The 19,835-nt window shown below is 38.6% G+C and carries 18 protein-coding genes; 14 read left to right on the plus strand and 4 right to left on the minus strand.

Annotated features, from left to right (window positions below):
* Window positions 1–5: 5 nt before the first annotated feature.
* Genes RCC89_01135 through RCC89_01150 form a run of 4 tightly spaced genes read left to right on the plus strand, consistent with a single transcriptional unit; the run spans window position 6 to window position 6,244 of the window.
* The gene (locus tag RCC89_01135) at window positions 6–1,820 is read left to right on the plus strand and encodes an ABC transporter ATP-binding protein (GenBank protein WMJ71779.1); all 1,815 of its coding nucleotides are present in this window, start codon (window positions 6–8) and stop codon (window positions 1,818–1,820) included.
* Window positions 1,821–1,831: 11 nt separating this feature from the next.
* On the plus strand, window positions 1,832–3,976 hold the full coding sequence (rnr, locus tag RCC89_01140; GenBank protein ID WMJ71780.1) for a ribonuclease R: 2,145 nt from the start codon (window positions 1,832–1,834) through the stop codon (window positions 3,974–3,976).
* Window position 3,977: 1 nt separating this feature from the next.
* Window positions 3,978–4,949, plus strand: coding sequence for a polyprenyl synthetase family protein (locus RCC89_01145; GenBank protein ID WMJ71781.1), 972 nt, complete (start codon window positions 3,978–3,980; stop codon window positions 4,947–4,949).
* A 17-nt stretch (window positions 4,950–4,966) separates the two neighbouring features.
* Entirely contained in the window at window positions 4,967–6,244 is a 1,278-nt protein-coding gene (locus RCC89_01150) for a hypothetical protein (protein ID WMJ71782.1), read from the plus strand.
* Here the strand turns inward: RCC89_01150 and RCC89_01155 are convergent.
* Window positions 6,216–7,322, minus strand: a complete 1,107-nt coding sequence (locus RCC89_01155) for a DegT/DnrJ/EryC1/StrS family aminotransferase (GenBank protein WMJ71783.1) — start codon at window positions 7,320–7,322, stop codon at window positions 6,216–6,218. The two genes, RCC89_01150 and RCC89_01155, sit on opposite strands and share 29 nt — an antisense overlap.
* A gap of 184 nt (window positions 7,323–7,506) precedes the next feature.
* On the opposite strand from RCC89_01155, the gene RCC89_01160 reads away from it, so the two are divergent.
* A complete protein-coding gene (locus tag RCC89_01160) occupies window positions 7,507–8,151 on the plus strand; it encodes a rhomboid family intramembrane serine protease (GenBank protein WMJ71784.1) in 645 nt (214 codons plus the stop codon).
* A 395-nt stretch (window positions 8,152–8,546) separates the two neighbouring features.
* Here RCC89_01160 and rpmA read toward each other — a convergent pair whose 3' ends face one another.
* Both rpmA and rplU read right to left on the minus strand, forming a co-directional pair.
* Entirely contained in the window at window positions 8,547–8,810 is a 264-nt protein-coding gene (gene rpmA / locus RCC89_01165; protein WMJ71785.1) for a 50S ribosomal protein L27, read from the minus strand.
* A gap of 21 nt (window positions 8,811–8,831) precedes the next feature.
* Complete coding sequence (gene rplU, locus RCC89_01170) at window positions 8,832–9,140, minus strand: 50S ribosomal protein L21 (protein WMJ71786.1); 309 nt, start codon at window positions 9,138–9,140, stop codon at window positions 8,832–8,834.
* A gap of 385 nt (window positions 9,141–9,525) precedes the next feature.
* On the opposite strand from rplU, the gene RCC89_01175 reads away from it, so the two are divergent.
* Window positions 9,526–10,497 (plus strand): ribonucleoside-diphosphate reductase small subunit, encoded by a 972-nt coding sequence (locus RCC89_01175; GenBank protein WMJ71787.1) that lies wholly within the window; start codon window positions 9,526–9,528, stop codon window positions 10,495–10,497.
* Window positions 10,498–10,582: 85 nt separating this feature from the next.
* A complete protein-coding gene (locus RCC89_01180) occupies window positions 10,583–12,949 on the plus strand; it encodes a ribonucleoside-diphosphate reductase subunit alpha (GenBank protein ID WMJ71788.1) in 2,367 nt (788 codons plus the stop codon).
* A 219-nt stretch (window positions 12,950–13,168) separates the two neighbouring features.
* Here the strand turns inward: RCC89_01180 and RCC89_01185 are convergent, their stop codons facing one another.
* On the minus strand, window positions 13,169–13,717 hold the full coding sequence (locus tag RCC89_01185; GenBank protein ID WMJ71789.1) for a hypothetical protein: 549 nt from the start codon (window positions 13,715–13,717) through the stop codon (window positions 13,169–13,171).
* Between the two features lie 437 nt (window positions 13,718–14,154).
* On the opposite strand from RCC89_01185, the gene RCC89_01190 reads away from it, so the two are divergent.
* From RCC89_01190 to RCC89_01220, 7 genes are read left to right on the plus strand one after another with little or no spacing between them, the layout of a single operon-like run.
* Window positions 14,155–14,670, plus strand: a complete 516-nt coding sequence (locus tag RCC89_01190; GenBank protein WMJ71790.1) for an RNA polymerase sigma factor — start codon at window positions 14,155–14,157, stop codon at window positions 14,668–14,670.
* An 8-nt stretch (window positions 14,671–14,678) separates the two neighbouring features.
* Window positions 14,679–16,157 (plus strand): phytoene desaturase family protein, encoded by a 1,479-nt coding sequence (gene crtI / locus RCC89_01195; protein ID WMJ71791.1) that lies wholly within the window; start codon window positions 14,679–14,681, stop codon window positions 16,155–16,157.
* Window positions 16,144–16,968, plus strand: a complete 825-nt coding sequence (locus RCC89_01200; GenBank protein WMJ71792.1) for a phytoene/squalene synthase family protein — start codon at window positions 16,144–16,146, stop codon at window positions 16,966–16,968. Before crtI ends, RCC89_01200 begins: the two co-directional genes overlap by 14 nt.
* Window positions 16,969–16,997: 29 nt before the next feature.
* The gene (locus tag RCC89_01205; protein WMJ71793.1) at window positions 16,998–17,480 is read left to right on the plus strand and encodes a hypothetical protein; all 483 of its coding nucleotides are present in this window, start codon (window positions 16,998–17,000) and stop codon (window positions 17,478–17,480) included.
* Entirely contained in the window at window positions 17,480–18,184 is a 705-nt protein-coding gene (locus RCC89_01210; protein WMJ71794.1) for a lycopene cyclase domain-containing protein, read from the plus strand. Before RCC89_01205 ends, RCC89_01210 begins: the two co-directional genes overlap by 1 nt.
* The gene (locus tag RCC89_01215; protein WMJ71795.1) at window positions 18,181–19,023 is read left to right on the plus strand and encodes a 4-hydroxy-3-methylbut-2-enyl diphosphate reductase; all 843 of its coding nucleotides are present in this window, start codon (window positions 18,181–18,183) and stop codon (window positions 19,021–19,023) included. The genes RCC89_01210 and RCC89_01215 overlap by 4 nt, the downstream gene beginning before the upstream one ends.
* Window positions 18,957–19,694, plus strand: coding sequence for a fatty acid desaturase (locus tag RCC89_01220; protein ID WMJ71796.1), 738 nt, complete (start codon window positions 18,957–18,959; stop codon window positions 19,692–19,694). Before RCC89_01215 ends, RCC89_01220 begins: the two co-directional genes overlap by 67 nt.
* The last annotated feature ends 141 nt before the right edge of the window (window positions 19,695–19,835 follow it).

Consider the following 19,835-nt stretch of genomic DNA (forward strand, 5'->3'; position numbering starts at 1 on the left):
GTTATATGTCTCAAGTCAACAAGCAATTAGAAGAAAACTGTATATTGCAGATAAACAACCTGCAAACAATTTTCCGTACTGAAGAAACTATAGTCAAAGCAGTTGACGACATAAGCTTTAACCTACAAAAAGGAGAAACCATTGGCATAGTAGGTGAATCAGGATCAGGCAAGTCGGTAACCTCCCTGTCTGCCATGCGACTCATACCAAACCCGCCAGGATTGGTAGCGGGTGGCGAAATATGGTTTAAATCTAGTAATAAGGGAGTTATAGACTTAACTAGAATACCGGAAAAGGAAATGCACCACATCAGAGGTAATGAAATTTCTATGATTTTTCAAGAGCCAATGACCTCATTAAACCCGGTTTATTCATGTGGCGACCAGGTTATGGAGACCATACTCCTCCACCGAAAGGTATCTAAAAAAGAAGCTTATGAAAAAACTATTGAGCTTTTCAACAAAGTAGACCTGCCTCGTCCGGAGAAAATATTCAAATCATATCCCCATGAAATTTCTGGAGGCCAAAAACAAAGGGTAATGATAGCCATGGCCATCTCCTGTAATCCATCAATACTAATTGCAGATGAGCCTACAACCGCACTGGACGTAACTGTACAAGCCAAAATTCTTGACCTGATGCAGAACCTAAAGGATGAAACCGATATGGGGATTGTTTTCATTACCCATGACTTGAGCGTCATTGCCGAAATTGCCGATAGGGTCATTGTCATGTACCAAGGCAAAATAGTAGAGCAAGGAGATACCCTGGAAATATTCAGCAACCCTCAACACCCTTACACCAAAGGCCTGCTCGCATGTAGGCCACGACTCAACCTAAAACTGAACGTACTGCCAGTAGTTTCCGACTTTATGGAAATAAATGACTCGGGAATTTTGGTCGAAAAAAAACAATACAATACTGTAGTAGATGCGCTTATCAGGAATCTTGAATTTAACGATGACCCTGAAACCATCCAAGACAAAGAGCCTCACCTACAAATAAAAAACTTAAAAACATGGTTTCCTCAAAAAAGAAACCTATTTGGAAAAGTTACAGAATATGTAAAAGCCGTTGACGATGTAAGCTTTGAAGTCTATCCAGGAGAAACAATAGGATTGGTAGGAGAGTCAGGCTGTGGGAAGACAACCCTTGGCAGGACAATTCTGAGGCTAATAGAACCAACGGACGGTGAAATTATTTTTGAGGGCAGAAAAATCAACAATATTAAATCTGATGAGTTAAGAGCATTGAGAAAAAACATGCAGATTATTTTTCAGGATCCATATTCCTCACTAAACCCGCGCCTGACAATCGGAGAAGCGATTATGGAGCCGATGAGGATCAATAAAATTCTAGCCTCCGATTTTCAGCGCAAAAAAAGGGCGGTTGAGTTACTAGAAACAGTAAACCTGAGCGCCAGCCAGTTTGAGCGTTACCCACACGAGTTTTCTGGTGGCCAAAGGCAAAGAATCTGCATAGCAAGGGCCTTGGCGCTCAACCCTAGGTTTATCATTTGTGACGAGTCTGTATCTGCATTGGACGTATCGGTACAGGCACAAGTATTAAATTTACTTAATGATCTAAAAGAAAAGTTTAACTTTACATGTATATTTATTTCGCATGACTTGTCTGTGGTCAAATTTATGTCAGACAGGATCATCGTAATGAATAAAGGAAAAATAGAAGAGATAGGAACAGCAGAAGAAATATATGCTAACCCGAAAAGAGAATATACAAAAAATCTTATCAACGCTATTCCTAAAGGAGACTTGATAGACATAAAACAAGCTCGAATGAAGAAAAAGAAATTTTTTTAAGTTAGCGGTAAATGAGCAAAAAAAAGACACACCAAAATGATCCAGAGGCATTAGAGTTTTTCAAACAAAAAGCAGCTTCTCTTTTTAAGAGCAGCAAATCTAAGCCTCTTTCACAAAAGCAAATAAGCAAAAAGCTTAATATCAGAAATCCAGCAGACAAAGATCTGCTAAACTATGCACTGACCCAGCTAGAAAAGGAAGGGGTACTAGAAAGGCATAAGGACGGCACGTGGAAAAAACCTGCCGGTACAAAGACCATTGTGGGCAAGGTCGATTTTGTCAATGCCAGGTTTGGCTACATTTTAAATGAAGAGAATGACTCCGGCGACATATGGGTAAGTGGCAGCCGAATGAAAAATGCCTTAGATGGAGATACTGTAAGAGCCCGAATATACGAGGGGGATCCTAGAAAAGGAAGGAAGTTAGAAGGTGAAGTAATAGAAGTACTGGAAAGGGGGCGCGACACCTTTGTTGGCACGATTGAATTTTCTCCAAGATTTGCCTTTGTAATCCCTGATAGCAGAAAAATGCACCAGGACATTTTTATTCCCCTGGAAAAAGTCAAAGATGCAAAAGATGGCGAAAAGGTAATTGTCAAACTAGCCGAATGGCCTTCAAAAGACAGAAGTCCTGTGGGAGAAGTTGTTACTGTCCTTGGAGAAGCAGGTTCCAACGATGTGGAAATGCACGCCATTATGGTAGAGTTTGGACTACCCTATGAATTTCCAGAAAAAGTGTTGAAAGCAGCAGACAAAATCTCTGAGGAAATTTCAGAAGAAGAAATATCCAAACGGAAAGATATGCGGGGCATTACCACTTTTACCATAGACCCTCATGACGCCAAAGACTTCGATGACGCACTCTCTGTACGAAAACTTGACAATGGAAACTGGGAAGTGGGAATACACATTGCCGATGTCACCCATTACGTCAAGCCCAATACGCTACTCGAAAGAGAAGCTTACAGAAGGGCCACCAGCGTATACCTGGTTGATAGGGTAGTGCCAATGTTACCAGAAAAGCTGTCCAATAAACTTTGCTCGCTAAGGCCACATGAAGACAAATTGACTTTCTCTGCCGTTTTTGAGCTAGACGAAAACGCCAATGTCAAAAATCAATGGTTTGGCAAAACTGTTACCCACTCCGACAGAAGATTTGCTTACGAGGAAGTACAGGAAATCATTGAAACTGGAGAAGGCGATTATAGTGAAGAAATAAAAGTCCTAAACGAACTGGCACACAAACTCAGGGCAGACAGGTTCAAAAAAGGCTCGATCGCATTTGAAACCGTAGAAGTCAAATTTAGGCTAGATGAAAATGGGAAACCGTTAGAGGTAGTTCCTAAAATCAGAAAAGACGCACATAAGCTCATAGAAGACTTCATGCTCCTTGCCAACAGAAAAGTTGCTGAATTTGTATACTTTATGAAAAAAGGCAAGGTTAAAAATACTTTTGTCTACAGAATCCACGACCATCCAAACCCAGACAAATTAACTGCTTTTGCTGTTTTTGCAGGAAAGTTTGGACATGTCTTGAACCTGAAAGACGCCAACGTAGCTGACGAGCTAAATACACTTGTAACAGAGCTCGAAGGAAAACCAGAGCAAAATGTATTGCAGAGCCTGGCCATCAGGACTATGGCCAAAGCAACTTATAGCACAGAGCCAGAAATTCACTTTGGCCTGGCTTATAAACATTACACCCACTTCACCTCTCCCATCAGGCGGTATCCTGATATGATGGTCCACCGACTGTTAGAGCATTACCTAAACGGGGGAAAAACTGTAAATAAAATTCTCTATCAGGAGAAATGCGAACATGCTTCTGAAATGGAGAAAATGGCCGCTGATGCAGAAAGGGCTTCCATAAAGTATAAACAAGTTGAGTTTATGAACAGCATGGAAGAGGGCAAAATTTACGAAGGAATTATATCTGGTGTCATAGAACATGGTATCTTTGTGGAAATGGTAGAAACCAAATGTGAAGGGTTTGTCAGGATCAGCGAGATCGAAGACGACTACTATGAAGCCGACCTGGACAATTACAGGTTGATAGGGAAAAAGAACAAAAGAATGTTTACCCTAGGCGATAAAGTCAATGTCACAATAAAACGAACAGACCTTGGCAGGAGAACCATAGACCTGTTATTAGCATAATATGATTTTTGAGAGAAAAAAAACGCTGGAGTTAATCAACTCCAGCTTAGAAGAATATAAGTTTGGCAACGACCCCAAAGAGCTGTATGAACCCATAAAGTACATATTAAGCTTAGGCGGAAAAAGACTTAGGCCTTTTCTGACCCTAGCAGCAGCCAACCTATTTACAGACGACTATACCAGAGCTTTAAAGCCTGCACTGGCAGTAGAGGTCTTCCATAATTTCACACTGATGCACGATGATATTATGGACAAGGCCCCAATAAGGAGAAACAAGCCTACCGTACATGAAAAATGGAACAGCAATATTGCTATTCTTTCGGGTGATGTCATGTTTGTGAAAGCTTACGACCTTCTGCTAGAGGCAGACAAAGAACACCTACCCGAAGCGATCAGACTGTTTAACAAATGTGCAGCAGAAGTTTGTGAAGGACAACAACATGATATGAACTTCGAAAGCCGTGAAATGGTAAGCGAAGAAGAGTATCTACATATGATAAAGCTTAAAACCGCTGTTTTACTTGGGTTCAGTCTAAGACTTGGTGCTTTATTGAGCGGAGCGTCAAAAAAAGATGCGGAGCTATTAGAAGAGGCCGGCATAAACATTGGCTTGGGCTTTCAGCTAAAAGATGATTTGTTAGATGTTTTTGGAGAGCAAAATAAGGTTGGGAAAAAAACAGGTGGTGACATAGCTGCCAATAAAAAAACTTTCCTCCTCATAAAAGCATTGGAATTAGCCAACAAAGACCAAAAGCAAAATCTTATAAACCTGCTAGCGTCTTCTAATGAAGAGGAAAAGATCAAAAAGGTAACAGCTTTATATAATGAGCTGCAAATTGAAAAACTGGCAGAGAAAAAAGCAGAACAGCACTTCAGCAAAGGTTTGCAAAACTTAAAAGCTGTAGATGCACCTATTTACAAAAAAAATATGCTTAAAGATTTTATTCTTTCGTTAATGAAAAGGGAAAACTAAAAATTCCCTTTTTGTTAATGCTTGCCTGGATTATACATACCCCCTTAATTGTATTACTTCTTTTATACCTTGCCAAAAGAAGCAGACATACACCACTTAAAGTTTACTTTTGGCCAGCGGCTATTTACAAGATATTAGCAGGGATTACCCTAGGCTTGATCTACTTTTATTATTATCAGCACGGAGACACATTGGCCATAAACCAAGAGCTCCATGCATTCTCTCAAATTTGTAAAGAAAACTTTTCTGACTACTTAAACCTGTTACTTTCAGGTGAAACAAACAACAGGTATCAAGCACTCTTAAACTTTTACGAACAGCCAAGAATTCACTTTTTCAACAGAATTGCATCCCCCCTTTTCCTTTTTTCGCTGAACAACTATTGGATAACAGCAACCTACCTTTCCATTTTTAGCTTTGCAGGATTTTGGTATTTTGGGGAAATTATATACAAAATATACAAAGTTGACCCACTCGCCATTGCTATAGCGCTGCTTTTTATGCCCGGTATCGCCCTGTGGACCTCAGGCTTATTGAAGGAAAGCTTAGTTACCAGCAGCTTGTTCTTTAGCACTGCTATCATTTTAGGATACACAGAAAAGCTTTATCCCATTAGAGCACCTAAGCTTATTTTGGCATGCATGCTTTTATTCATCGCATTTCATATTAAATTTTATTACACAGCAGTACTTCTTGCAGTCCTGCCAGCCTATGTGATATCAAAAAAAATAACCGGAGACAATCTTACTTGGAAAAGTCTGTTACCCTTTCTAGGGTTTCTTATTACCCTACTATTAATTTTAAGCCATAGCAATGCCTATTTAAACATCAGTACATTGGCAGAATCCATCTATAATAACTATACGGCCACCTTGCAGGCATCTGGGGGAAGCAACATATTTATATTTGAAAACTTGCAGCCCACCCTCAGCAGTATGGGCAAACATAGTCCCCAAGCATTGTTCAACGGGCTATTTCGTCCACTTCCCCTAGATATACATCACTGGATAGCCATACCTGCCGCCATAGAAAATATATTCATCCTTACCTTTACCTTGACAGCCCTATTTGCCTATTACAAAAACAAACCCCAACTGCCTGCCGTTGTGCTCCCTGCATTAGCGTTTGTTATCCTTTCTGCAACGCTGATTACCCTCGCTTCTCCAAACTGGGGCACACTCTACCGTTACAAAAGCCCTTATATGTCCGTTTTCTTGATTATGATTTTAAATAGGAATCCTCTTTTACTCAAAATAAAACAGAAGCTTAATTATTTGTGGGAGCAAAATCATTGAGCACTTTTACAATATACTCCACTTCATCCCACCTAAGTCCAGGGTAAAGAGGAATCGACAAAATCTCCTCCTGCAACTGCTCCACCACAGGCAAAGTCAATTGATGAAATTCTTTGTACGCCTTCTGTTGGTGAATTGCCTTAGGGTAATGAATAAGCGTATCAATACCTTTTGGTTTTAAGAAATGCACCAATTCAGCCCTATGCTTGCACCGGACTACAAACAAGTGCCAAGCATGTTTACCATTATGCACGTTTTCAGGAACTATAATATAAGGATTGGTAATATTTTCACAATAGAATCGGGCGATCGCTAACCGCTCTTGTTGCTGTTGTTCAAAGAATTTCATCCGCACCAAAAGGACAGCCGCTTGAATCTCATCCAGCCTACAGTTCGCACCCTTCAACTCATGCTCGTCTTTACTCAGTGCGCCGTAGTTTCTTAGCTTAAGCACCTTATCATACAAACCTTCATCATTGGTAAGCACAGCCCCTCCATCACCCAAAGCCCCCAAATTCTTCGTCGGATAAAAACTAAAGGCAGAAATATGACCAAAGCTACCGGCCATTTCACCCTTATAAGTTGCTCCATTTGCCTGAGCCACATCCTCTATAAGAAAAAGCCCATGGGTTTGACACATGGTTAAAAGAGCATCCATATCGCAACACCGGCCAAACAAATGAACCGCAATTACAGCCCTCGTATGTTTTTTTACCTTGCGCTGGGCATCAGCCACGTCTATATTAAAGGTTGCAGGGTCAACATCTACAAAAACAGGCACTAAATTGCTACGGCTTACAGCAAGTGCTGTAGCTATCGAAGTATTTGCAGGCAGCAATACTTCACTTCCAGCAGGTAAGCACAACGCTTCTAAAGATAAAGTCAAAGCTCCAAGGCCAGAACCCGTCCCTACACAAAAAGAAGTTCCGACAAATGAGGCAAAAACACGTTCAAATTCCTTAACTTTATTTCCAAGAATATACCATCCGGAATCAACTACCTCTTCCATGGCACCTTTGATATCGGGCATTTGTGGAGCGAGTATTCTTTTTAAGTCAGAAAACTTGATTTCGGGCATAAAAAAAAATGTTTAACCTGGATTATGCATTAGATTTCGTTGTGAGGGGCAAAATAACAAAAAATCAGCGTATTTGGCTTGCAAAGCATAGTAGTTCTATGGTTAAAAACCAAATGCGAGCGAAGCGTCTGACGCAATAGAAAGTTCTAAGCATATTTCAGATTTTAATACAAAGTAAAATAACATGGTCTTAAGTGCAACCACTTTCATAATAATAGTTACCGTCATTGCCAGCTTATACGCTTGGAGCAAACCACACCTATACCAAAAATGGATGTTGAACCCGTATCAGGTAAAAAACAACAAGCAGTACTGGCGTTTTATAACCTCAGGCTTTATCCATGCCGATTATATCCACTTAGGGTTCAATATGTTTTCTTTATATTTTCTGGGCAGGTTTTTAGAGCAAGTATTCCAGGTATTTTTTACCGAATACGGATCCTTAATATACATTGGCCTGTATTTGGCAGGTATTATAGTTTCTGATATTCCGACCTATCTAAAGCACAAAGAAAACAGCTATTACAATTCTTTGGGGGCGTCTGGAGGTGTTTCAGCGGTTCTTTTCTCATACGTACTGTTCCAGCCAACCCACAATTTATACCTATTTGCCGTAATCCCAATTCCAGCAATTATCTTTGGACTCCTATATTTATTGTACTCCTACCAAATGGCCCGAAGAGGTGGGGACTTCATAAATCACGACGCCCACTTTTACGGAGCAGTCTTTGGCATAGTAGCCACTATAATTCTTATCCCGGACTCTGTAAGAATATTTATAGAGCAAATAAATAACTGGCAGCTATTTTCACAGATCCTTTTATGGTAAAAGCACCTAAGCCAGATATAAATTTAGCTTGTCCATTTACTAAACCTGAAATATGCCATAGAGCTATCTATTACGTAATTCAGGTTTAAGCCTGCCGAACACTTGCAAACCAATCCCCGTAAGAGGGTCAAGACATTGTTTTGGCTTTTACCTTCCTAAAAGGGAGATGTCGTTCAGCCTTACAGATTCGACAAGCTGCATAATTGCCAATTAGTATAAAAAACTGCGTAAACCTTTTAGTGATTGAGGCAGGGACAGATGGGGAGCGAAATTTAACCTGAGATTTTCAATAGAGCTTTTTACTGCAAATCCATGTCAAAAGGATAGAAAACAAAAAAGCACCTTAGGTAAGGTGCTTTTACTATTTTATCTGAAGCAATAAAATAAGTTGTTTTCTATTCAGCAGCAAAAGGTTCTACTGAAACAAAAGATCTGTCTTTTCTACCTTTTTTGAAAGTAACAGTACCATCAACAAGGGCAAAAAGAGTATGATCTTTACCCAAACCAACGTTTTTACCTGGGTGGTGTAAAGTGCCTCTTTGTCTAACAATTATATTACCAGCGATAGCTGCCTGACCTCCAAAGATCTTAACACCTAGACGCTTACTTTGCGATTCTCTTCCGTTTCGTGAGCTACCCGCTCCTTTCTTATGTGCCATGGTATTTTCTTATTTTAAAAATTAAGAAATAGTCTCAATTAATACTTTAGTATAGCCTTGTCTATGGCCTTGTGTCTTTTTGTAACCTTTTCTTCTCTTCTTCTTGAAGACGATTACTTTGTCATCTTTAACATGCTCAAGAACTTTGCCACTAACTTTAGCGCCTTTAACTACAGGTGCTCCCACCTGCGTTTTGCTTCCGTCGTTTAACAGAAGAACTTGATCAAATTCAACACCTGCACCGGGCTCAGCCGCCAGCTTGTTGGTATAGATGAATTTATCTTTTTCTGCCTTATATTGCTTTCCGGCTATGTCAACTATTGCGTACATGTTTTTTCGTGTTATTATCTGAAAAAGGACTGCAAATATAAGCCAATTTCCATAACAAAACAAAATAGTTATCCCTATTATTTTGTGGAAAAGTTTTTAACACCTGCCAATTCCAGAAATTTAATTAAACAATCAGTTTAAACAATACTATATACCAATTTGTTTATTAGATAATTGACTACTTATTAACATTTAATCCCAAAAGCGTCATGCAAGCAGATGTCCTTTGACTTTTTTACGCCTTTATTTCATATTTGTAAACAATGCTTTTCCCCAGACGGGTTCTTTGGTTCCGATTTTGACACTTTCTGTTTTTTTACGAAGTTATTTACTGGAATCATTGAAATTTGTTATATTTAAAGTAAAATAATTTTACCCGATTACTATGAGCGAAATAGAACCATTATTGAAGGAAAACAAAAACCGTTTTGTACTTTTCCCTATACAGCACGACGACATCTGGCAAATGTATAAACAGGAAGAGGCAAGTTTTTGGACAGCAGAAGAAATAGATTTGACACAAGACTTATCAGACTGGGAAAAACTCAATGATGGTGAAAGACACTTTATTTCTCACGTCCTCGCTTTTTTCGCAGCAAGCGACGGAATCGTAAATGAGAACCTTGCTCAAAACTTTCTAGAAGAAGTGCAGTACCCTGAAGCAAAGTGCTTCTACGGTTTCCAAATCATGATGGAGAACATCCACTCTGAAACCTATTCTTTGCTAATTGACACTTATATTAAAGACCCTAAAGAAAAGTCCAAGCTTTTCAACGCGCTTGAAACTATTCCTTGCGTAACTAAGAAAGGCGAATGGGCTTTGCGTTGGATAGAAAACGGGTCATTTGCAGAAAGGCTTGTAGCTTTCGCCGCAGTAGAAGGAATCTTCTTCTCTGGAAGCTTTTGCTCTATATTCTGGCTTAAGAAAAGAGGCCTGATGCCTGGACTAAGTTTCTCAAACGAACTAATATCAAGGGACGAAGGACTACATTGCGACTTTGCTTGCTTGCTTTATACAGAGCACATCAAAAATAAGCTACCTGTAGATAAGTTAACCAAGATCATTACAGATGCCGTTGAGATCGAACAAGAGTTTGTTGTTGACGCCCTTCCGGTAAACCTTATTGGAATGAACGCCAAGCTTATGTCTCAATACATTGAATTTGTGGCAGACAGATTGCTGGTTGCATTAGGTTGCCCTAAAGTATACAATGCTACTAACCCATTTGACTTTATGGAAATGATTTCTCTTCAAGGAAAAACAAACTTCTTTGAAAAGCGGGTCGCTGAATACCAAAAGGCAGGTGTAATGGGAGACGGAAAAGACCATACCTTTAAAATGGACGAAGATTTCTAAAATACGAAATCAATTAGTGCCACTTGAAGGTTATATATATATATAAAGTTAATCAGCCGATAAATCTTACTTTATTTTTTGCAGTATGTTTGTAATTAAAAGAGATGGCAGACGCGAGTCTGTAAAATTTGATAAAATAACAGCACGTATAGAAAAACTTTGCTACGGGCTGGATCTGAACTACATCAACCCTATTGATATCTCCAAAAAAGTTATCGATGGCCTGTATGATGGTGTCTCTACCGTGGAGCTGGATAACTTGGCAGCTGAAACTGCAGCTTCCATGACCACAAAGCACCCTGATTATGCCATTCTGGCTGCAAGGGTTGCTATATCTAACCTGCACAAGGTTACAAGCAAGTCTTTTTCAAATACAATGAAAAGACTATATACCTATGTAGACCCTAAAACAGGCGAGAATGCTTCTCTTATTTCCAAAGATGTATATGAAGCAGTAAGAAAGCATGCGGCTCTATTAGACTCTACTATCATTTATGACAGGGACTTTAACTATGACTACTTTGGCTTTAAGACTTTAGAGCGCTCGTACCTACTAAGACTAGACGGCAAAGTAGTAGAAAGGCCTCAGCACATGATCATGAGGGTGGCCATAGGTATTCATACCAATAATATAGAAGCCGCTATCGAGACTTATAACTTAATGTCCGAGAAGTGGTTTACCCATGCTACACCTACCTTATTTAATGCTGGCACTCCAAAACCGCAGTTGTCTTCATGCTTCCTTTTGACCATGAAGGATGACAGCATTGAGGGTATTTATGACACCTTAAAGCAGTGTGCCAAAATATCTCAATCGGCCGGTGGTATAGGCTTAAGCATTCACAATGTCCGGGCAACTGGCTCTTATATCAAAGGAACCAACGGAACCTCCAACGGTATCATACCAATGCTTCGGGTGTTTAATGATACGGCAAGGTATGTTGACCAAGGTGGAGGTAAAAGGAAAGGTGCTTTTGCTGTTTATCTTGAACCTTGGCACTCTGACATCTTTGAGTTCCTTGACCTAAGGAAGAACCATGGAAAAGAAGAACTAAGGGCAAGAGACTTATTCTATGCATTGTGGACGCCAGACTTGTTCATGAAGCGTGTAGAAGAGAACAAAGAATGGTCGCTATTCTGCCCTCATGAAGCGCCAGGTCTTGCCGATACTTATGGCAAAGAGTTTGAAGCCCTTTATGAGAAATACGAAAGGGAAGGTCGCGCAAGGAAGAAGGTCAAAGCGCAGGAGCTGTGGTTCGCCATCTTGGAATCTCAAACAGAAACAGGAACTCCTTATATGCTTTATAAGGACCATGCCAACAAAAAATCTAACCAGAAAAACCTGGGTACGATCAAGTCTAGCAACCTATGCACAGAGATCATGGAGTACACCTCCGAAGACGAGGTAGCTGTTTGTAACCTAGCATCGTTGGCCTTACCTAAATTTGTTCAAGACGGGAAGTTCGACCATCAAAAACTATATGAGGTAACTTATGTAGTAACTAAAAACCTCAACAGGATAATTGATGTAAACTACTACCCTGTTCCAGAAGCACAAAACTCTAATGTTCGCCACAGACCTATAGGACTTGGTGTACAAGGTTTGGCAGACACTTTGATTATGCTGCGCATGCCATTCGAGTCAGACGAGGCCAAGGCGTTGAACACAGACATCTTCGAGACCATTTATTTTGCGGCAATGACAGCTTCTAAGGATCTTTCCAAAAAAGACGGTCCGTATGAAACCTTTAAAGGCTCTCCGGTATCCAAAGGAATCTTCCAGTTTGATATGTGGGGCGTAACTCCTTCTTCAGGTCGTTGGGATTGGGATTCGTTGAAAAAAGAAGTTAAACAGCACGGTGTAAGGAACTCATTGCTTCTAGCGCCTATGCCAACAGCTTCTACTTCACAAATTCTTGGAAACAACGAATGTTTTGAACCTTATACGTCAAACATCTATACACGCCGTGTGCTTTCAGGTGAATTTGTTGTAGTTAACAAACACCTAATGAAAGACCTGATCAAGGTAGGCTTGTGGAATGATAAGATGAAAAATAAGCTTATTGAAGCGAACGGATCTGTACAAAACATTCCTGAGATCCCACAGCATATAAAAGACCTTTATAAGACAGTCTGGGAAATCAAGCAGAAAACACTTATAGACATGGCGGCTGACAGAGGTGCTTATATTTGTCAAAGCCAAAGCCTTAACGTACATATACAAGATCCGAACTTTGGAAAGCTTACCTCTATGCACTTCTACGCATGGAAGAGAGGCCTTAAAACAGGTATGTACTATCTGAGGACAAAAGCAGCAGCAGACGCTATTAAGTTTACTGTTGAAAAGCAATCCAAGGCTTCGCTTAAGGCAATGCAAGCAAAGGACAAAAACATGAGCGACATGAGCTGCTCACTGGACAATCCAGAGGGCTGTGAGTCATGTAGCGGCTAAAAACAAACATACTTTACAAGGGAATTCGAAACGGGCCTAAATCCCGTTTCGAAACACTTGTAAAAGACAATCTATCATTCAAAGTTACTGCTGACTTTTGATCAGTAATACCCTTCCCAATTCTCTCTTTCATACAAAACTTTCTAGGCGGCAAATGACATCAAAATAACGATATGTGTATGCAACTACATTGACTTAATTCACCACTATAAGTACATTTTACCTCTTCTCAAAAGTTAATGTGGTTTTTGCTGCGTTTCTACTACTGCTGCCTGATGCACCTATTCTTCTAAAAAAACTTTCATTGGTTAAAACCATCCTAGAATTTCGAAGTTCTAAAATATTATAAGTGCCAAATGCGCCAAGGTTGATTCCGGTCTTGTTTCTTGTATTATTCGTCCACGACCAATACTCTTGGGATTCCTCAGTTCCCATATCATCAACTATTTTATAAGTAAACTTGCCATCTTGGCTTATACTTAAAGTCATTACCAACGGATAATGGTAAATGTCACTATTTCCATTTACAATACTTGTTTCTGTGACCATAGTCCCGTTAAAGGAGGATATATAGCGCCTAGAACCGCCTGCGCTTTCAGATTCATCTACAGACTCCATTCCTGTTAATACCCAGTCACCAGTAATTCTTGCATCTCTTGAACGAAGCGAAACTAAAGGGTCGTCTTCTCCTTTTTTACAACTGGTGCAACTAAAGATTGCCACTAAAAATAAGATTAGCGACAAAGAAAGGTTTACTAGATTTTTCATTTTTTTAGTATAAAGTTTAACACAACAAATCTAGCAATCAATCCTTGCATTTCCTTGTCTAATCTTAAGTATTTCCCCATCTATCCAATGAGCGTAGTTTAAAAAAAGATAGACCAGACAGCCCTAATACTATCTATAGGTTTTAATAAAATAAGGGGAATGAACCTACTAACTGAAGATACCAAAGAAAGAGGCTTTAGCACCCTTTAGCACTATAGTATATTAAATGTCAATTAATATTAAACATACTTAAATACACAAAACAAACAATACACAAATAGAAAGATACTATTAACAAATAAGTTATAATAAAAACAGATGTATAATCAAATACAATACCTAAACATATTGTTTAACATCTTCACAAAAATATTAAACAATAATTTGCAATATTCGTTACATAGAATATATTTGTATATACATTAAATATTAAAACAATGAACACGGCTGAATTCACATATAGTTTACAAGAGGCTATAGGAAACTTAAAACCTGCAGCTTATAAGCTGACTAAAAACACCGAAGAGGCCAATGACCTATTACAGGAAACATACTTGAGGGCATATGATCAGAAAAACAAGTTTTTAAAAGGCTCAAACCTAAATGCTTGGATCTACACCATTATGAAAAATATCTTTATTAACAATTACCAAAGAATGGTAAGAAGAAAAACATTCTTGGACACAACTGAGTTACAGTTCTTTGTCAATAACCCTGGTAGGGAAGAGAAAAAGCGTGACACATATTATGAAAGTCTAACAGGTAGTGAGTTACGAAAGGCTCTCAAGAAATTAAATAAAGACCAAAGAGTTCCATTCATCATGCATTTCACCGGCTACAAGTATTATGAAATAGCGGAGAGCTTACAAATCCCGTTAGGCACAGTGAAAACAAGGATTCGTAATGCCCGGAAAAACCTCCAGGTATATTTAAAGGAATATCAATACAATTAATCATACCAATGAAAACAGCACTGATTATAGGCACAGGTCTCGGGGGATTATCCACAGCCCTAAGACTTACAACGCATGGTTACAAAGTAACGATGGTGGAAAAATACCATAAACCAGGCGGAAGACTTAATCAGTTAGAGAGCAAAGGCTTTAAATTTGATATGGGGCCTTCATTCTTTAGCATGAGCTATGAGTTTGAAGAACTTTTCAAATCTTGTAATATAAAAAACCCTTTGTCCTTTCAAGAGCTGGATCCACTATATGCTGTAAACTTTGAGGGCAATCCCAAGGCATATCTCATTCATAAAAACTTGGACAAGCTGGCAGAAGAGTTTGCAGAAATTGAGCCTAACTTCAAAAAAAATGCCCAAAGGTATTTACAAGCTGCAAAAGAAATATTTCATGACACAGAACACCGGGTTATTAAAAGAAACTTTTCCAACAAACTAGATTACCTAAAGTCTTTAACTGGTGTCCCATTAAAACATGGCCCAAAACTATTCAGGACCATGTGGAAGGAACTGGAAAGCCACTTTAGTTCTGAAGAAGTGAAAATAATATTTTCTTTGGTAGCTTTTTTCCTTGGCTCAACCCCCTTTGACACTCCTGCTGTATACAGCCTTCTAAACTATACAGAGTTACAACATGACGGCTACTGGAAAGTAAAAGGCGGTATGTACAAAATAACAGAAGAGCTGGTAAAGGTACTAGAGGAAAGAAAGGTGGAAATACACTATAATACTGAGATAAAAGGAATAGATATCAAAAACAATGCGATATCAAACTTTATAGATCAAAACGGTAAAAGGTGGAAAGCGGACGTATATGTAACAAATTCAGATGCGGCAGCTTTCCGGGGCAAAATACTTGGCCGCAAAAAATATGAGGAGAAAAAACTGGACAAGATGCATTGGACACTTGCCCCCTTCACCATATACTTAGGGGTTAAAGGCAAAATCCCCAACCTGCATCACCACAACTACTTTCTAGGGAATAACTTTAAAGCATATTCGGACACGATATTCAAGACTTCTGTTGCACCTGAAAAGCCTTACTATTATGTAAATGTAAGCTCCAAGTCAGAACCGTCTTGCGCACCACCTGACTGTGAAAACTTATTTATTTTATGCCCAGTCCCAGACAAAAGATTTAAGAGCAACTGGACAGATCGTGAAGCATTAGCAAATAATATCATTGCCGATCTTTCAAAAAGAATATCTTATGATCTGAAAGAAAACACCATCACCCAAACCATATTAGACCCATGTGACTGGGAAGAAAAATTTAACCTTTATAAAGGAAGCGGGTTAGGACTTGCACATGACATGAGCCAGGTAGGAGGCTTTAGACCTGCAAACAAAGATGAAGAATTAAAAAACCTGTATTATACAGGAGCCTCTACAGTTCCCGGGACAGGTTTACCCATAGTTGTAATCAGTTCAAGACTTGCCACAGAAAGAATCCTAAAAGACCATGGAACTATATAGCAACACATCTTTCAAATGCAGCAAGCTAATAACGGTTAGCTACAGCACCTCCTTTTCTTTAGGAATAAAAACATTGGACAAACGGTTTCATGAACCCATTTACGGGATTTATGGTTTTGTAAGGTACGCAGACGAAATAGTAGATACTTTTCATGATTTTGACAAAAAAGAACTACTAGATAAGTTTTCAAATGATACATTCGAAGCTATAAAAACAGGCATTAGCCTAAACCCTGTTTTACAATCTTTCCAACTAGTAGTAAATAAGTATGATATTAGCGATGAGCTAATAAATGCGTTTTTAAGAAGCATGTCCATGGATCTATACAACCAGTCATATCAGCATAACCTCTATAATGAATATATTTACGGCTCTGCAGAGGTCGTTGGATTAATGTGTTTAAAAGTATTTGCCGAAGGCGATCAACAAACCTATGATAGCCTCAAACCTTATGCACAAAAACTAGGTGCTGCATTTCAAAAGGTAAACTTCTTACGGGACATGAAAAGCGACTTTCAAGAAAGAGGGCGGGTCTACTTTCCTAACATAAGCTTTAACCAGTTCACCGTTCACGAAAAGCAAAAAATTGAAAACGATATAAGAAAAGACTTTGAAGAAGCACTTATAGGAATAAAACAACTACCACAAGGAGCAAGAAAAGGTGTATATCTGGCATATGTTTACTATTGGACACTTTTCAGAAAAATAAGGAACATGCCTCCGGCAAAAATTTTAAACGAACGCGTTAGAATACCAGATAACATGAAGTTTATTCTATTATTAAAGTCTTACATTAAACACAGTTTTTGAACCATATGCAGTTCCTCACACCCATATTAATGTTTTTCATACTAGGAGCACAGGGTACAAACCTGGAAGTAGTACGGAGCAATTTCTATAAAGCCATAGAAGATGAACAGGTAACAAAAGACTTACTTGCCAGCTTAGATAATGTAACCGAGAAAGAGCCGGCTTTATTAGCTTACAAAGGCGCAGCAGAGGCTTTGATGGCTAAACATGTGTTTAACCCATATTCGAAATTGAAATACTTGTCAAGGTCAAAAAAAACGTTGGAAACCGCCGTGGACATAAGCCCACAAGATGCCGAAATAAGGTTTTTAAGGTTTTCAATCGAACATTTTTTGCCATCCTTTCTTGGATATAGCAATAATCTGGAAGAAGACAAAAAAGCGATTCTTGAGAACCTGGGAAAACACTATGCGAGAGACAGGGACCTTGTAAAAAATGTGGCAGAATTTATGATACAATCAGAAAGGTGTACCGAAGAAGAAGTCATGGCATTTAAAGAATACTTAAATTAATGCTTACTTATCTACTTTTAAATATCGGCTCCATTGCATACCCCCTACACGCTTCTTTTGACAAAAGGGTCAGAGTAGATAAACAGTGGAGACATATTTTTCCAGCCATTCTTTCTACGGCCGCAGTCTTTATCATATGGGACATCATTTTTACCCACAAAGGAGTATGGCAATTTAACCATGACTATACATTAGGTATAGACATAGTAAACCTCCCACTGGAGGAATGGATGTTCTTTTTTACCATACCTTATGCATGTATATTTATATATGAAGTAATCAGGTATTACTTTGGGAACAAAAGACTTAATTACCATTCAGGCAAAATCACTGTGATCCTAGTGGTAAGCCTTTTAATTTGTGGCATTTATAATTTCGACAAATTATATACACTAGTAGTTTCACTCTTTACCGCAGCAGTATTGTTAGTACATTACTATAGGTTTGGAGAAAAACATTTGCGGCTTTTCTACATTGCTTACCTATTCCATCTTATACCATTTTTTCTGGTAAATGGCATCCTTACCGCCCTTCCAGTAGTAATTTATAACGAGTCAGAAAAAATTTCATTTAGGTTGTGGACCATTCCTTTAGAAGACAGTATTTATTCCATGGCTTTGTTGTTAATGAACATTACAGTTTATGAAATATTAAAAGAGAAATTTCAAAACCATAAGGTAAACGAACCTGTTAACGCCATATGAATGTAAATGTTACCATAGATCAAAATTCAGGCTTTTGCTTTGGCGTCATATACGCTATAGAAATGGCAGAGTCTATATTAGACGAAGAAGGCAAGCTGTATTGCCTTGGTGATATTGTACATAATGAACAGGAGATTGAACGGCTGAAAGAAAAAGGCTTACGGATCATTGACCATAAAGACTTACAGGACTTACACAATCAAAAAGTGCTAATCCGTGCGCATGGCGAACCTGCTAGCACTTACCAGTTGGCGTTAAAAAATAATCTTGAACTCATTGATGCCTCATGCCCAGTAGTATTGAAATTACAAAACAGGATAAAGAGTAGCTATGATTCAGGAGAAACAATATATATATACGGGAAAAAAGGACATGCTGAAGTTATTGGGCTACAGTCTCAAACAAACAATACAGCCATCGTCTTTGAAAATTTAAGCGAGCTTGATTTAGACTCGCTACCCAATAATATGTCCGTGTTCAGCCAAACGACAAAAAGTACAGATAAATTTTACGCAATAAAGGACGAGCTAAAATCCATTAATCCGAACATAAATTTTAATGACACAATTTGCCGGCAGGTTTCAAATAGAGACAAAGACCTGAGAGACTTTGCCTTAAAACATGACAAAATAGTTTTTGTATCTGGAACCAAGTCCTCAAATGGCAAAGTACTGTACAATGTATGTAAGACCAATAACCCAAATACTTACTTTGTAACATCACCAGACGAAATAGACAAAAGTGTATTTAGAGAAAACGACAACATAGGAATATGCGGGGCAACTTCGACACCAAGGTGGTTAATGGAGCAAATAAAGAAAAAAATTCTGAGCTTCTAAACAACAATGTATACCCACACAAAGGGGTAATCATAGGAACTATCATCATTTTCCTATGGCTAGCTTCGCTTACATTTTTTCTTAATATCGATATAGAAACACCATTAATTATTGCAGGAATACTCCTTCAAACGTATCTATATACAGGCATTTTTATTACAGCGCATGATGCAATGCATGGAACTGTTTCAAGGAACAGCACGATCAATACTGCAATAGGCAAGCTTTGTACCTTACTATTTGCCTTCAACAACTACAACAAGCTATACCATAAACACCACTTACACCATAAGCATCCAGCTACAGAAGAAGATCCTGATTATCACAACGGAAAGTTTTTGGCATGGTATTTTAGTTTCTTAAAGCAATACATTTCCATATGGCAAATCATATTTATGGCCATAACATATAATGTTTTAAAATACTTCTTCACCGAAATCAATGTACTGCTCTTTTGGGCACTTCCTTCTGTTTTGAGCACCTTCCAATTGTTTTACTTCGGGACCTATTTGCCTCACAAGGGTGCTCATGACATAAAAAATGCACACAAAGCCAGAAGTCAGAACAAAAATCACACATTAGCTTTATTAACTTGCTATTTTTTTGGATACCACTACGAACACCACGATAAGCCATACGTACCTTGGTGGCAACTGTATAAAACCAGATAAGCGTCACAGGCAGGCTAAGCATTATAGCCAGTTTCAAACAATTTTTTTAAATAAACATTAAACATGAATTACGTTTTTTTCGTAAATAGTGTACTTTTATAGGTAATTTTTGTAGCTAACCATTGTAAATTAAAGAAGCCC

It is taken from the genome of Cytophagaceae bacterium ABcell3, from assembly GCA_030913385.1.
Lineage (GTDB): Bacteria > Bacteroidota > Bacteroidia > Cytophagales > Cytophagaceae > ABcell3.